The organism is Endozoicomonas sp. ALD068 (genome assembly GCF_049310145.1).
In the GTDB taxonomy this organism is placed as follows: Bacteria; Pseudomonadota; Gammaproteobacteria; order Pseudomonadales; family Endozoicomonadaceae; genus Endozoicomonas_A.
On sequence record NZ_JBLYNU010000004.1, the window covers coordinates 3,105,951 to 3,122,533 of the forward strand.

General features: G+C 46.5%; 10 protein-coding genes. 5 read left to right on the forward strand and 5 right to left on the reverse strand.

Features of this window, described 5'->3' with window-relative positions:
- Positions 1–15: 15 nt before the first annotated feature.
- Positions 16–1,389: a hypothetical protein gene (locus ACO6V5_RS10400; RefSeq protein ID WP_422411839.1), complete on the reverse strand. Its 1,374-nt coding sequence runs from the start codon at positions 1,387–1,389 to the stop codon at positions 16–18.
- A gap of 269 nt (positions 1,390–1,658) precedes the next feature.
- Here ACO6V5_RS10400 and ACO6V5_RS10405 point away from each other — a divergent pair, with 269 nt between their 5' ends.
- The 5 genes from ACO6V5_RS10405 (at position 1,659) to ACO6V5_RS10425 (ending at position 9,956) form a co-directional block, all read left to right on the forward strand.
- A complete protein-coding gene (locus ACO6V5_RS10405; protein ID WP_422411837.1) occupies positions 1,659–3,311 on the forward strand; it encodes a hypothetical protein in 1,653 nt (550 codons plus the stop codon).
- Between the two features lie 298 nt (positions 3,312–3,609).
- Entirely contained in the window at positions 3,610–5,886 is a 2,277-nt protein-coding gene (locus tag ACO6V5_RS10410; protein WP_422133122.1) for a hypothetical protein, read from the forward strand.
- Between the two features lie 329 nt (positions 5,887–6,215).
- Positions 6,216–7,469, forward strand: a complete 1,254-nt coding sequence (locus ACO6V5_RS10415; RefSeq protein ID WP_422133121.1) for a valine--pyruvate transaminase — start codon at positions 6,216–6,218, stop codon at positions 7,467–7,469.
- Positions 7,470–7,833: 364 nt separating this feature from the next.
- The gene (locus ACO6V5_RS10420) at positions 7,834–8,559 is read left to right on the forward strand and encodes a hypothetical protein (protein ID WP_422133120.1); all 726 of its coding nucleotides are present in this window, start codon (positions 7,834–7,836) and stop codon (positions 8,557–8,559) included.
- Between the two features lie 410 nt (positions 8,560–8,969).
- Positions 8,970–9,956, forward strand: coding sequence for a transposase (locus ACO6V5_RS10425; protein WP_422411835.1), 987 nt, complete (start codon positions 8,970–8,972; stop codon positions 9,954–9,956).
- Positions 9,957–10,234: 278 nt separating this feature from the next.
- Here the strand turns inward: ACO6V5_RS10425 and ACO6V5_RS10430 are convergent, their stop codons facing one another.
- From ACO6V5_RS10430 to ACO6V5_RS10445, 4 genes are all read right to left on the reverse strand, one after another.
- The gene (locus tag ACO6V5_RS10430) at positions 10,235–10,516 is read right to left on the reverse strand and encodes a hypothetical protein (RefSeq protein WP_422411833.1); all 282 of its coding nucleotides are present in this window, start codon (positions 10,514–10,516) and stop codon (positions 10,235–10,237) included.
- A gap of 7 nt (positions 10,517–10,523) precedes the next feature.
- On the reverse strand, positions 10,524–13,130 hold the full coding sequence (locus ACO6V5_RS10435; protein ID WP_422411831.1) for an RING finger domain-containing protein: 2,607 nt from the start codon (positions 13,128–13,130) through the stop codon (positions 10,524–10,526).
- A 29-nt stretch (positions 13,131–13,159) separates the two neighbouring features.
- Positions 13,160–13,510: a hypothetical protein gene (locus ACO6V5_RS10440; protein WP_422133116.1), complete on the reverse strand. Its 351-nt coding sequence runs from the start codon at positions 13,508–13,510 to the stop codon at positions 13,160–13,162.
- A 64-nt stretch (positions 13,511–13,574) separates the two neighbouring features.
- Positions 13,575–16,556: an RING finger domain-containing protein gene (locus ACO6V5_RS10445; RefSeq protein WP_422411829.1), complete on the reverse strand. Its 2,982-nt coding sequence runs from the start codon at positions 16,554–16,556 to the stop codon at positions 13,575–13,577.
- Positions 16,557–16,583 lie beyond the last annotated feature (27 nt).

Genomic DNA, 16,583 nt, shown 5'->3' on the forward strand with positions numbered 1-16,583 from the left:
AACAGTGACTGAATATCACTCTGGACTATCCCCATCCTCAAACTCGTAATCAGTATTTAAGCCTCCCCGATTCTGATCTGACCCGGAGAGACGCTCAACTCTTGAACAGGTATTATCAATATGCTCCTGGACGACCACACTATCACAACCCTGCAGTGCCCGAGAGCATATCGGACAACTGATCTGACAATGGAAAAACGCCCAGTGATTAACCACTGCCATTTCTGACATCAGTGGCAGATCAACCGTATAATCCGCATTGTCGAACTGTTGCAGATGACCTCCCATCAGAAGCACTCGAAGCAGGGACTCAGCCCCCTCATCACCCTGGCATGAACCACAACGGTATGACTCGATATGACGGGGCAGATGAGCTTGCAGGACTTGCTGGTTGTTGAAAGTTACAGCACAAAAACAACAGCTGTATTGCAAATGGCTATTCATGTGGAAAGCGGAAGGCTGGTGAATGCGCCCGAACTGATTAAGAGTGCAGCCTGATACCGGACATTCCGCCTGCCCCTGATGTGAGGACTCAAAATGAGCAGTGTTGTCTGTTTCTGCTGTTAAAACACTCTCACATCGGGGAAAAATACAGGCGGTAAAACAGTGTTGCAGCAAAGCATTCATGAGCTGTTGCCGGGGAAGATTTAATTCCAGGTTCTCGCTACAATGCCGACACATTGCATGGACTCTTCCTCTGGACCACTGTTGCAAATGCTCCGAAAAAAAATGAGCCCTGCCCCCCCCCTGATCAAGTACAATAGTTCTATGCTCAGGAGGGCAAAGATTACAGTGAACCCTGGGCCTTCTGCTCTTGCCACAGCATGGACACCTGGCAGGTGAGGCTCCAAAGAACCGATAGCAGTCTTCACAAAGACATTTGCCACAACAGGAGTATTTCCAGCGAATCGCCTTTTTCTGGCAATACCAGCACAGATGAGAAATCTTTTTATCTCCAGGTCCCGAGCTTCGTCCATCGCTATTATCCTCCTTGTGATCCTCCCCCCCGGTCGCAACAAGCCTATCTGGCTCAGACGACGCCTCTTTCGTACCTGTGCCTTTTCTGTTACCCCCCCCGCTATTCTCATCAGTTGAGCTCTTATCACTGCACCGGCTCACATCGGCGCCGAACTGCAGAATTCCGTTCAAGGCACCATAAAAAGAGTTCAGATTACTGGCCGCCTCAAAAACCCTATCCTGAGAGCTGCCGCCTATCGCCCGGATCGTATTTGGCATCAGGCCGTTATAAACAGGAATATGGGCGCTAAACAAGGGAGTCAGAAAAATCAGCAACAAGGCTTCATGACAAAAAGCCACTCCCGGCTGTCCTTCCCCTGAAGCTTGAGCAGGGCCCCACCAGACCAGAAAAACCAGCGGCAGAAATATCAATATCTTCAAGACTCTTCGTGCCATCAAAAAGGTGAATGGTTTTAATAGGACAGTCAGTTTCAGTCGGCCAATAAAACCTTTTGCAAAATAATGATTTTTATCAGCCTTATTTCTGCCTGCTACCTATACTCCTCTGTTGAATAAAAAGCGCTGTCCAGTAAAAACGATATTACCTGGTTGAGATTAAACCAGTAGTCCTGACAGGGCATGAATGATTGTCTGTAGAAAACGCTTTTACTCTACGAGCAATGTTGTCTAACGAGGAAACGATGAAGCTTTTACTGTCTCTTGGCATTCTCGCTCTTATAACGGTCCTGTCTGCTGAATCTTGTCCGGCTTTGCCGACAATACCAACAAGTCAAACCACTGCCGCAACAAGTGAACTTAGGCTTTACGAGCTCTGCTCAGGAAATATCGAGAATCAGGAACTGCTCAGCACTGTGGCCATGAAAAGGGCAACGGTAAAGGCTCTGGAACAGGTCCTGGCCAGGTCTACACAGCCCATCGACCGTTGTGTTATCGAGACCCCGACCAAGGGAAACTATCTTGATGAAAGCATCAATGGATTCAATACCAACAAATCAAGAGAAGACACCGCCAATACCGCTTTCCTGCTGGTAGGTGTCGGCATAAAATCAGAACCTGTCAGAGCAGCAGAGGACTGCGCTTCGACGAAACCGGTCATTGCCGGAAAACAGAAGGGACAGCCTTCGGTTTTACCCAGGGACTGGCTTGAACAGTTTCAGCTCAGAAAAACCATTTATTTAAAACCGGGACAGATGCTGATCGGGGTGCCACTGGATAGCAGCAACGGTGCATTTGCAAAGGGTTATTTTGCAGGTCTAAAGAGAAAAATTGACCCGGCAAATAACTGCTCCAAACACTTATACAACCTCAGAAGTCTTTTTTACAAAGGGGAGATGATTCATTTTAGTGGTACAAACATCCTGATTACTGGTTTAACCACGTTACCATCATTCACTGGTACTTATCAGGCTGACCTCCAAACAAAAACTCTTTGCGATCGGGATTGGCTTAATACACTTAGAGCCGCTCCAGGCCACGAAATGCACACTGAAATACTGAAAGGAGAGCTGGACCTGAAATCGCCGGAAGTTCCGGATGAAGGCGACATAGTCAATATTTTCGGGAATGAGCTCTTTCAAATCCTTCAGCCCGCCGTTAGCATTTCTCTGGCGGATGAATCCCGAGACGTAGATTCAAGGTTATTTAACAACAGAACCCTGATTGATTTTTCGAACAATCAGGTCTATTCCTGCTACCCGGGGCAGGTTGAAACGGCCGTGAATATTAACATTGCCTATCAGAATGCCTCACCAGAGTCCGGGGTCATTCAGGCTCTGGAATTTAATGACAATCACATCCTGGGAAATGCAGCGCAAGCCATAAACCTTGTGCTTCCGGAACAGGTTAAAGCCAGCATTATCAACAATCTTTTTGTGACGACAAAAGTCAGTGACAAGGATACAAAAGGTATCAGTATCAATGGCCCGGACCAGAGCAGCAAGAACTGGCAAGCCTCATTAACCCTTAATGTAACCGGAAAACTTATAAAAGGTTATCAGGCTGCATTGTCTCTGGCAGGTCATCAAAAGCGGGGGTTGTATCCTGATCCATCATCCAGCAGTAAATCAACCCCCGCTTTACTCAGCGCCGTGACTGAAATACAGGCAGCATTCAGCGATGCAACAGAGAGCACTTATTTTCAGTTCTCTGCTTATACAGAAAGTAACAACCCGGAAGACTCCAACGCCTGGCCACTCACAGCAATGGTCATTGGCGGAGTTTCGATTGCGACCCTGGGTGTTATTGGCGGATACCTTAAGTACAAAATAAGAAACTATTACTTGGCGAGATTTGGTTCTGAAATGGCACTATCAGGACCAAAATCCAAGTTCTGAGCAATGCAAACAGGTCACCGGAATACCCTGCCTCCAGTCAAATCATGAGGCAGGATACAGGCGAGGTTTCGCTGTAAATCACTCACCCCTGAAGAAAACGTTTTTGCGCCAGTATTTCGATCAATTCTCAAAAAAACCTACCAATGGATAACACCGTCTATACTCCCTTAGCAAATAAAAACATTATCTAACAAAAACAACAGTACCTGCTTGATATTGAGCAGCCATTTTTCGGCATGAATGATTGCCTGTACTAACCGTTTTTGTTTTACGACACTTATTGTGTAATGAGGACGCCATGAAATACTTACTGTCTCTCTGCATTATTATTTTTATAACGGCCTTATTGGCTGAATCTTCCCCAGCTTTCCCCACCACTGCAACAACCGCGAGCCCCACTTACAGTGCCAGCCAACCTCAAACCACTGTCGCAACAGGCAGACTGGAACTTTCCGAGTTGTGCTCAGGGAGAGTCGTGAACCTCGACCTGCTCACCTCAGAAGCCATGAAACAGGCAACTGTAAAAGCACTCAGGCAAGTCTCTGCCAGGACCAGACAATCCATTGACCGATGTGTTATCAATACCCCGACCAGAAGCAGCTATCTCGACGAAGACATTGATGAGTTCAATAGTGACAAACCATGGGAAGAGACCACCAACACCGCGTTTATTCTGGTGGGTGTCGGCATGAAGTCAGAAGCTGTTTCCGCTGGTGAAGACTGCGCTTCGAAACGGCCGGTCATTGCCGGTAAACACGACGATCTGCCTTCAGTCCTGCCCGGTAACTGGCTTGAACACTTTCAGGTCAGAAAAACCATCAATTTAAAAGCAGGGCAGATGCTCATCGGGGTGCCACTGGACAGCCGTGATGGTTCATTGGCAGACGACTATTTTGCTGCCCTGAAGAGAAAAGTTAAGTTCGAACATACATGCGATGGATATTACTATCGCTCCCACAAAAGCAGCAAAATAGATCCTAAAATAAGTCCTTTAGTTGAGCTGATTCACTTTGACGGTGCCGGCATCCTGATTACGGGTTTGACCACGTTACCTGCACTAGAGGGCTTTAAGGATGATGGTGGCAAATTCTGCGGAACTAGTTCGAAGATCGTCACTGCTCCCAGCCACGAAGCGCAAGCTGAGATGCTGAAAGGAGAGTTGAACCTGAAGTCCGTGGAAGTCCCGGACAATGGCTACATGGCCAATATTTTCAGGAATGAGTTCTTTCAGATCCTCAAACCGGCTATCAGCCTTTCTCTTGCCGATGAATCGGAAAACGTCTATTCAGCACTTTTCAGGAACAGAACCCTGATTAGCTTTTCGAACAATAAGGTCTATTCCTGCTACGACAAGGGAAATCCCGTTGAAACGGCTGTGGATATTGACCTTACCTACCGGGATGCCACACCCAAACCTGAATTTATTCAGGCTCTGGAATTCAAGGATAATTACATCCTGGGGAATGCGCCAAAGGCTATGAGCCTGGCTCTTCCCGAACACGTTAAAGTCAGCATTGCCAACAATGAGTTTGTGACAACAGAAGTGGATGACGGGGATACAAGAGGCATCAGCATTGATGGCCCGAACCAGAGCAGCGTAGAATGGCAAGCCCCGTTGACTGTGGATATGACGGGCAATCTTATCCAGGGTTATCAGGCAGCACTGTCTTTGACCGGTTATCAAAAACTGGTGTTGAAATCAAACCAGCTTCTTGGCAAGCGGGTGTCCATAGAACGTCGGAGCGATCTGACACTGCCTGTCACACTCTCAGGCGACAGAAACAACCAGTTTAATACCTTAGGTAATGATCCCTGCCACCAGCTTGAACATACTACCATCATCGGTGGCTTTGTATTTTCTGACGGGACGACTTCCTGCCCGGGAGGGTTTGTCATTCCAACAACAGGACTCCCCCCGTCTGAGCTGTCAGACTCCGACAAGCGCAGGAATCACTTTCCTGGAACACCCTCTTCAGACAGCCGTCGCTTTTCAGAAAAGCCAACAGAAACAAGCTATGAGAGCAGTTTCAGAGAGTCTGCAACGCATTCTGTCACAACACCCGATCTGAGCTCCCGGGCAGAGAAACCAGTGACCTCTGGCTTATCCCTCAGAAGTAAATCTGATTTAGAGTCGATAACGGCAAGTTCACACAAAAATTTCAATGGCACATCACCGCCGGCTTCGCCAACCCCACTAAAGTCTACCGATAAACGCAGCAACAGTAGCAAGGATAAAATTTCCGAACATATAAATACCAGGGGTAACAGCACCAGAGAACATCCAGATTCATCACCAGCCAGCAGCCTGCCCACCCATTCACAAAGCCTCGTGACACAAATACAGCCAACCAACAACAATTCAACTCCGGCAGGTCTTGAGTTTTCGGACGACAGGAAAAGACTCGACTCGTCAGGTATGCACGACTGGCAAACCGTTCTGATAACCACTGGCGTAGTTGCCCTTGTTGGTGCGGGCATTGTAATCAGCTACATGAGGTACAAAAGTAAACGTTCTCTCCAAAGGGAGCCTCTTATCAAAATGAATGCTATTGCAGAAGATCCTATACCCGAGTAGCTTGCAAAGAGTTCGCCGGAACCCCGCCCCGCTGCAAACGATGAGCAGGGCGGCGGCGGGGCTGCATAAAATATCTTATGCACAAAAGCACAATCTCAGTTAAACTGCCCAGTTATTTCCTGGTATAAGAGCGCTGCGATTCAAACGACTCGAGTGTCCGCAAGCACCGGGACTAGCGCACAAGTAGCGGGCAAAGCGAAGCACTTTTGCGACAGTCTTGCACCCTGACGGCAATCTTCACTCAATACAGCCTTCAGCAGGATAACCCTTTCCGGGCTTTACTGCGAATGAGCAAAAGCCTTTCGATTTTATGTTGACCTGAGACAAGCATGAAGCTTTCCACATTTGGCACGAAATTTACCAGTCATTCGGGCATTCTCCAACTTATGGATGACCTGGGAAATGCACTGGCCGGCGGCCAGGATATGATCATGATGGGTGGAGGCAATCCGGCCCATATTCCTGAAGTGGAAGAGGCTTTTCGTCAGCGACTTCGGAAAATTCTGGATAGTCAATCTGAGTTCACCCGTCTGATCGGGACCTATGACCCCCCCCAGGGAGAAAAAGAATTTATTCATGAGACGGCTCGCTTTCTGAACCGTCAGTTTGGCTGGCAGCTGGGGCCGGAAAACATTGCTCTGAGCAACGGCAGTCAGGCGGCATTTTTCATGCTCTTCAATATGTTTGCTGGTGATTATGATGATGGCAGTCATCGTTGTATTCAGTTACCACTGGCGCCTGAATATATTGGCTACGGTGATGCAGGTCTGAGTGAAAATTTCTTCATCGCTAACAAGCCTGAAATCAGGATCATTGATAAATACATGTTCAAATACCATGTTGATTTCAGCAGCCTGAAAGTCGATGAACGGACCGGTGCACTCTGCGCTTCCCGCCCGACCAACCCAACCGGCAATGTCCTGACCGACTCGGAAGTCAGTCGGCTGGACGAAATAGCCAGAGCCCATAACATTCCTCTGATCATTGACGGCGCCTACGGCACCCCGTTCCCGAATCTGATCTTCAGTAATGCCAACCCGGAATGGAATGAGAACACCATTCTCTGTCTTAGCCTTTCCAAGCTTGGGCTGCCCGCTGCCAGAACCGGCATCGTCATTGCCAACGAACAGGTTATCAAAGCATTGTCTGGTATTAACGCCATCATGAATCTGGCTCCCAACAGCTTTGGTAGCCTGATTGTGCTGGATATGATCCGTGATGACAGCATCATAGATCTTAGTAAAAATGTGATTCGTCCTTACTATGAAGACAAGGTCAGATTTGCCGTTTCTCTATTACATAAGTATCTCAATGGCGTGAACTGGAAAATACACAAACCGGAAGGTGCCATGTTCCTGTGGCTCTGGTTTGAAGGACTGCCCATCAGCAGTCAGGAACTTTACGAGCGACTGAAAAAACGTAACGTTCTGGTCGTCTCCGGCCACTATTTCTTCCCGGGCATGGATGATGACTGGCAACACAAGCATGAATGTCTGAGGATGACTTACTCACGCGATAATGAAACGGTAGAGCGTGGTATCCATGTTATTGCCGAAGAAGTCCGCAAAGCTTATCAAGATTGACTCTGCTCGCCCTGTCAAGGCTGTCGCAAAACACGGACTCCCATAAGCTGTCTTTGTTATCAAAGTCCGGTTCCCGGCCCTTATGCGCTCTCACGCGGAGCGAAGGGACGAGTTGTTAGAGTTTTGGACAGCCTTTATCGGGCGATGGTCAGTTAATATTGGAGAAGACTCAGGCTTGCATTCCAACCATTCAAATCTACATTAACAGCTAGTATATGGCTTCAATGAGTTTGACTGAAAACAAAACCATTCAGCCGGAAGCCTGTCGGAAAGATGTAAATTCATAATTCGGTTTTATGTTCCAGTTTGCATAAGACCTCTTCTGCGGCTTCGCATCTGCAATATAAAACGCAGGTACTGTGTTATGTACAGACAATTCCTGTCCTGTTTCTCTCGAGCCTTGATCCTGTCACTGATCATGTCGTTATTATTAGTGACTGACGGCAAGGCCGAATCGCCAACACCTGTGGAAGCTAACCGCCTGTGGCCATTGGAACAGATCATCATTCAGATTCGAAAGAAGTACGGTGAGGTCATCATTCAGAGTGTACGTATGACTGAAGAAGACAAACGTAAGGTCAGGGTCATAGACTTCACTGACAGTATGAACAGAAACCAGCGTGCAGTGGTTGATGCCCGATCAGGCAGGATCATTGAAGTTGCTCAATTACAGTCGCCCATGCCGCTGGAAAAAATCATAGCCAAAGTCAAAAGTAAACATTCTGTTGTAGCCATACTGAAAACAAGGACCGACATGCAAAATGGCCAGCTGGTTCAAATCGTTGACTTTATAGACAAGAAACACAAGCGCTGGTCTACGACGCTTGATGCCTATACTGGCATGATCATTGACGAATACAACTACACAATGAAACCTCAGGGTAAACTGCTGTCCCTGAATCAGGTCATAACAAAGGCCAGGGATACTCACAAGAGCATGGTGATCCTGAAAACCCGTCTGGCTCGCTGGAAAAAACAGCCAGTCCGGGAAATTTATTATCTGGACGAAAGCCGCTATAAGAAAAGATTGGTCGTAAATGCCTCTACCGGAGATATCATTGAAGACCGCCTCTACCCATCGCCGCTGTAACCGTCTCTATTGAAAGCCTGGTGTTACCGGCTTCTGACTTATTGTAATCACAATAATTTCTGCTACTGATCCCGATCAACCCAAACAAAGTGGCTGTTGTTCAGGATGGACTCTCCCTGCCAGCGGTATGCAGCCAGCAAAAATAATAGGAAGCAAATGAAATAATAGGACACCCTGAAAATAAAAAAGAAAAATAAAAAATAAAGAATAAGAAAAGAATAATAGAAAAAACAAAAATAATAGGACACCCTGAAGATGACGAAGAATAATAGCGAGAATAATAGGACACCCTTATATTTGACAAAAGAATAATAGGAAAAAATAATAGAATAGGACACCCTTATATTTGACAAAAAAATCAGTTCGTCTATCTTTTTCGTTGCTGAGTTTTAGTTCCGGCAGGAGAGGTTATGACCCGTGCACGAAGTTCTTTGATCGACCCAAGTTCCACGCCTTATTATCACTGCATAGCTCGATGCGTACGCAGAGCGTATTTGTGTGGAGAGGATTATTTAACAGGCAAAAACTACGAGCACCGTCGGCAGTGGATTGTAGATAAACTCAGAGAACTGGTTTCAATCTTTTCTATAGAAGTCTGCGCCTATGCTGTCATGTCGAATCACTATCATGTGGTTTTGCATATTAATCAAAAACCTGCCAGAGAGTGGACAAGAGACGAAATTTTGAGTCGATGGACAAGGCTTTTCACAGGGCCGCTTCTGGTTCAGAGGTATCTTGCTGCTAACCAGCTGAGTCATTCGGAACTGGCTCGCGTGGACGAATTTGTTGAAGAGTATCGAAATCGTTTAACGAACATCAGCTGGTTCATGCGTTGCCTGAACGAATATCTTGCCCGTGAGGCTAACCAGGAAGATGGCTGTAAAGGTCGCTTCTGGGAAGGGCGGTTTAAAAGTCAGGCGTTGTTGGATGAGGCAGCGTTGTTGACCTGCATGGCCTATGTTGACCTGAATCCGCTCCGTGCTGAAATGGCGGAAACTCCAGAAGGATCAGACTACACGTCGATACAAGAACGAATAGAAAATTTGGAAGGTTCTGATACCCGAAAGCAGCCAATCACCCTCATGCCTTTTCGATCACGGGGGCAAAATCCGGATAAGGCATTACCTTATATTCTTCACGATTATCTTGAGCTGCTTGACTGGAGTGGCCGTGCAGTCCGATCTGATAAGAAAGGTTCAATCCCTTCAGATATCCCGCCCATTCTGACCCGATTGGAAATTGATTCAAATGAATGGCTCAAAACCATGAGATGGAATAATCGCTTCTATCGGGCATTGGGCAGGCTGGAAGCCATGAAAACTTTTGCTCGGGAAATGGGGCAGCAATGGGTGAAGGGATTGTTTACCTGTAGTCGTTTATTTCGTTGCATAAGTTGATTGCCTAATTTTCCCGTTGTTATTTGCTTCTCCTGTCATCTGGGGAGCTCTGCTATTTCTGACTTCCCCCCCTTTTGAGTGATTCGCTTGTTGTTTGTTATGATAAACGATTAATATCCTCCTTTGAGTGGCTGTCAGGGCTTAATGGACTTCTGGGCTCTCGGTTTTTGAACCGTATTTATTAGTTTATATTTTATATGGATTTATATGGATGTCCTTTTCTTTCTTTTCTTTTCTTGGATGTCCTTTTCTTTTTTTATATGGATGTCCTTTTCTTTTTACCTTTTATATGGATGTCCTTTTCTTTTTTCTTTCTTTTCTTTTTCTCCCCAGGGATGAGGAGGCGAATAAAAGAAGCCTCCGTTGCCGACATCGGGAAAATCGGCGTTGCCAGCGGGCTTGCCTCTCGTCAATGTCAGGGTGCTATTGCGTGTTCTCCCATCATTGATTTCAATCCGAACCCTGTGACCATCGGGATGATGACGATCAATAAGGGTTGAGGAATAGCATAAGGGCACAACCATCATAGCCAGCATTGAAAGAACAAAAATACCAACCATGCCCTTCTCAATCATTCTTCCATAGTTCAGTAATCTTCACAATGCTGGCGGGACCATCAGATACTGGCAACAAACTTTGGGTCAGCACAAAGCGGCTATCGGCACTGAAGCTGGCTGAGGGGATTGCAAAGGGGTGGCGGATAGTGAATTGGATAGCGCCCTTCAGGTAATTGATTTTCGCGGTACCATCAACACCAAAGGTCATCACAAAGCGGCCATCGGCACTAAAGATGGCTGAAGCAACCCAACCCGTATGACGGATAGTGCGCCCTTCTTCCCATGATCCATCATTCTTGTGGCTATGGATTTTTGCCGTTCCATCATAACTGCTGGTTACTGCATGTTGGCTATCGGGACTGAAGGTGGCTGAGCTGACCCAATGATTGTGGTGGATAGTGATTTCTTCTTCCCATAATACATCGGTCTTTTCGCCGTAGATTTTTGCCTCTTTGTCGTAACTGGCGGTCACCACATGGCGGCTATCGGGACTGAAGGTGGCTGTGTTGATGCCATCACTATGGGAAATGATGGCTTTTTCCAGCCATGATCCATCGGCCCACTTGCCAACGATTTTAACAAGGTTATCCTTGCCGACAGTCAGCACATGTCGGCTATCGGGGCTGAAGGCGGCTGATGCGATCGGGCCATCGGTGCTAATGTGACCCATGGTAAATTCTTCTTCCCATAACTTGTCGTCTTTCTGGCCAATGATTTTTGCCATGCCATCGTTACTGGCGGTCAACACATAGCGGTTATCGGGGCTAAAGATGGCTGAGTTGACAGAGCCCTCATGGTGAACGATAAGTTTTACTTGCCATGATCCATTGGCGGATTTGCCTGTGATTTTTACCAGGTTATCTTTGTCGGCAGTTACCACATGGCTACCATCAGCACTGAAGCTGGCTAAGTGGATCAGACCATCATGGTTGATGGTCACTTCTTCTTCCCATGATCCTCCCTCCTTTTGAACATGGATTTTTGCTGTCCCATCGTCACTGGCGGTCAACGCGCGGCTGCTATCGGTGCTGAAGCTGGCTGAATTAATGGGCCCGTCGTGGCGGATAGTGATTTCTTCTTGCCATGATCCATCCTCCTTCTGAACATAGATTTTTGCTGTCCCATCGTCACTGCCGGTCAACACACGGCGACTATCGGCGCTGAAGCTGGCTAATTTGACCGGACCATCGTGGCGGACAGTGAGTTCTTCCTTCCATGATCCATCGGACTGATAAACATAGATTTTCGCAGTGCCATCGTCACTGGCGGTCACCACACGGTGGTTATTGGCGCTGAAGGTGGCTGAGTTGGCCTCACCTTTATGGTAAATCTTGGCTTTTGTCACGGGATGAAGGATGCGTCGCAAGAGTTTTACAAACTGTGAATCATCAGATGCCCTGCTGCTATGTCGGCAAAACTGGACAAAATGGTATAGGGTTTCATAACTTGTTTTTGCTTTATTCCATTCCTCAACTGCTCTTTCTGCAATAGCTAAAGAATGACAGCCGTCGTATTTTCTTAATAGTTCGTTAAATTCGGAAAGGTTTTTAGTTAAGGCATTTAATTCTGTCCGACATGAAGGACAATTTCTAATTGAACAATCGTGCTTCCTTTTTTTCAGCCACTGATTTAAACAACCTGCGTGATAAAGATGATTGCAGGGCGTTTTTACTATAACCATATTTGATGATCGTACAAACTGCTCCTGACATACCGTGCACTCTGCATCAATAATGTCTGCAGGTTCTTCTTTATCGACACGCAGTGCATTATCGTCGAAAGAATTGACAGCGATGTAATTATTTTGTATACGCAGTTCATTTGATAAGCACATTAATTCATGGAACGATGAGTGCTGGTTAAATTGTTTCAAGGTATCCAGAAAAGAGGTGGGGAGTGTTAATGATTGTGCATTATTTATAATCTCATTCTTTATGGCTAAATCCGATATTTTTTCTAACAGATTGCGAATACGCTCAACCGGGTTTGAATGAAGCAGGAACAATTGAATAAAGTAATCAGTAAAGCAACATTTTTCAAAATCCCCTATCTGTGGTTGTTGGTCGGATTGGTTGAGCTTGTGGATTATGTCCAGAACAATCTCAGACAAAATTATCTGGCGGTTGTTGCCAGCGGCTTCTATCAGCTGCCCGATAAATCGGTTGCGTGTTGAGTGTTCATGGGAAGAACGCGGCAGTGCCAATATCGCCTCTAGAGGAGTAACGGCATTGCCGCTGATGTTTGTGCCTTTTGTTTCCAGAACCTGCAAACGCTGAGGCATGTCCAGCTTCTCTAACATTTCCCTGAATTTAAAAGCGGCATTGGGTTCGTCGCTTTCAATGATGGCTAAAAGCTGGCTGGCAAGTAGCTCAAGGTCCTGAGGCGAAGCATTATTTTTACCCTCCTCTCCATTGTCGTCTTTTCTGTTATTGCCATCCCCGCTGCTACCATTAGCTTCTCCCGGTGATGTGTTCTCCCGATTTTCAGGTGCTTCTCTTTTTTCCTGTTGATGGTGTTGGTTAGTTGCGTCATTTGATCCCACATTGGGTTTGTTGCCAGAGGGTTGGCCATCCTCCGGGCAAGTCGTGGCGGCACCAGAATCCTTACCTATGGACATCAGCCAGTTGATGACGGGTTGCAGAATAGTCAGGTCAATTTCGAATAATCCCGATGGCCTGCCGCCTCCACCTCCCCAGGGAGGAGGAGGCGAATAAAAAAAAATCCGCTGGCGACACCGGGAAAATCGGCATTGCCAGCGCGCTGGCCTCCTGTCACTGTCAGTGTGCTATTGCGTGTTTTCCCATCGTTGATTTCAATCCGAAACTTGCGCCCATCGGGATGATGACGGTCAATAAGGGTTGAGGAATAGCATAACGGCACAACTAGCATAGCCAGCAGGGAAAAAACAAAAATACCCATCTCGCCCTTCTTGTTTGTCAGAAAATGCCAGAACAATCCGTGTTGGATGTTTGTTTTGGAAAAATAAAGGAACGCCATGGGTGAATCTCATTATTGGTAGTGCATCAGAGAATAGCCAAGAATTTCCGGGGTGCTACTGGAGTTACTCTTCTTTCCATAGTTCAATGATTTTCGCAATGTTTTCGGTACCTCTATCAAGTGACACTAAACCGGTGGTCACCACAAAGCGGCTATTGGCGCTGAAGGTGGCTGAGGATATCGGACCAGAGTTGAAGATAAAGAGTTCTTTTTTCCGTGCATTGTCCAGGATATTGATTTTCGCCGTAAGATATTCACCAAAGGTCATCAAATAGAAGTTATCGGCACTTAAGGTGGCTAAAGTGAAACCACCACCATGATGAAGGACAGTGATTCCTTCTTTCCATGATCCATCATTCTGGTGGCTATGGGTTTTTGCCGTTCCATCCAGACTGGTGGTTACTACACGTCGGCTATTGGCACTGAAGATGGCTGAGGAGACCCTATGATTGTGGTGGATCGTGATTTCTTCTTCCCATAATACATCGGTTTTTTCGCCGTAGATTTTTGCCTGTTTGTCGAAACTGGCGGTCACCACATGGCGGCTATTGGGACTGAAAGTGGCTGTGCTGATAAGATCACTATGGGAAATGATGACTTTTTCCAGCCATGATCCATCGGCCTGTTCGCCAATGATTTTAACCAGGTTATCCTTGCCGATAGTCAGCACATGTCGGCTATCGGGGCTGAAGGTGGCTGATAGGATCGAACCACCGGTACTCATGTGGTTAATGGTGAATTCTTCTTCCCATGATTCGTCGTCTTTCCGGCCAATGATTTTTGCCGTGCCATCGTTACTGGCGGTCACGACATAGCAGTTATTGGGGCTAAAGATGGCTGAGTTAACATGGTTCCTGTGGAGAACGATAAATTTTACTTGCCATGATCCATCGGCGGATTTGCCCTTGATTTTCACCACGTTATCTTTGCCAACAGTCACCACATGGCTACCATCAGGACTGAAGCTGGCTAAATGGATCGGATCATCATGGTTGATGCTCCCTTCTTCTTCCCATGATCCACTCTCCTTCAGAACATAAATTTTTGCTGCACCGTCACTGGCGGTCAAAACACGGCAATTATCGGCGCTGAAGCTGGCTGAATGAATGGACCCACGGTGGCGGATAGTGATTTCTTCTTGCCATGATCCATCCTCCTTCCACACATGGATTTTTGCTGTCCCATCGTCACTGGCAGTCAACACACGGCGACTATCGGCGCTGAAGCTGGCTGATTTGACCGGACCATCGTGACGAATAGTGAATTCTTCCTTCCAGGATCCATCGGACTGAAAGACATAGATTTTGGCAGTGCCACCGTCACTGGCAGTCACCACACGTTGGTTATTGGCGCTGAAGGTGGCTGAGTTGACTTTACCGTCATGGCGGATCTCGACTTTTACCTCGGGACGAATGAAACTTCGCAAGATAGTTAGAAACTTTGAATCATCAGATGCCTGGCTGCTATGTCGGCAATATTGGATAAAATGGTAAAAGGTTGCAAAATTTGTTTCTTCTGTATTTAATTCATTCGCTGCCCTTCTTGCAGTAGCTAAAGAATGATAACCGTCGTATTTTCTCAATAGTTTGTTAAAGTGGTAAAGTTTTGTTGTTAAGCCAATTATTCGTGTTCGACATGTAGGACAATCTTGAATTGCACGACTCTGATACCTATTTTGGAGCCACTGACTTAAACAATCAACGTGATAAAGGTGATTACAGGGCGTTTTCACTATATTTGACGAGCGTTCAAACTGCTCCTTACATACCGCGCACTCTGCACCAATAATTTGACTGGATTCATGTTTATCCAGAAACAGTACATTATTGCCCGAAGCAGTGATCGCTATGTAATCATTTTGCATACGCAATTCATTTGATAAGCACATTAATTCATGGAACGATGAGTGCTGGTTAAATTGTTTCAAGGTATCCAGAAAAGAGGTGGGGAATGTCAATGATTGCGCATTATTTATAATCTCATTCCTTATGGCTAAATCTGATATTTTTTCTAATAGATTTCGAATACGCTCAACCGGGTTTGAATGAAGCAGGAACAATTGAATAAAGTAATCAGTAAAGCAACATTTTTCAAAATCCCCTATCTGTGGTTGTTGGTCGGATCGGTTGAGCTTGTGGATTATGTCCAGAACAATCTCAGACAAAATCATCTGGCGTTTGTTGCCAGCGGCTTCTATCAGCTGCCCGATAAATCGGTTGCGTGTTGAGTGTTCATGGGAAGAACGCGGCAGTGCCAATATCGCCTCTAGAGGAGTAACGGTATTGCCGCTGATGTTTGTGCCTTTTGTTTCCAGAACCTGCAAACGCTGAGGCATGTCCAGCTTCTCTAACATTTCCCTGAATTTAAAAGCGGCATTGGGTTCGTCGCTTTCAATGATGGCTAAAAGCTGGCTGGCAAGTAGCTCAAGGTCCTGAGGCGAAGCATTATTTTTACCCTCCTCTCCATTGTCGTCTTTTCTGTTATTGCCATCGCCGCTGCTACCATTAGCTTCTCCCGGTGATGTGTTCTCCCGATTTTCAGGTGCTTCTCTTTTTTCCTGTTGATGGTATTGGTTAGTTGCGTCATTTGATCCCGCGTTAGGTTTGTTGCCAGAGGGTTGGCCATCCTCCGGGCAAGTCGTGGCGGTACCAGAATCCTTACCTATGGACATCAGCCAGTTGATGACGGGTTGCAGAATAGTCAGGTCAATTTCGAATAATCCCGATGGTCTTCCACCTCCCCAGGGAGGAGGAGGCAAATAAAAGAAGCCTCCGCTCCCGACACCGGGAAAGTCGGCGTTGCCAGCGGGCTGGCCTCCTGTCAATGTCAGTGTGTTATTACGTGTTCTCCAATCATTGATCTCAATCCGAACCTTGCGCCCATCGGGATAATGACGATCAATAAGCGTTGAGGAATAGCATAACGGCACAACCATCATAGCCAGCAGGGAAAGAACCAAAATATCAATCACGCCCTTCTTGTTTGCCAGAAAATAACAAGACAATCCGTGTTGAATGTCTGTTCTGGAAAAATAAAGGAACGACATAGGTGAATCTCATTATTGGTGGTGCAT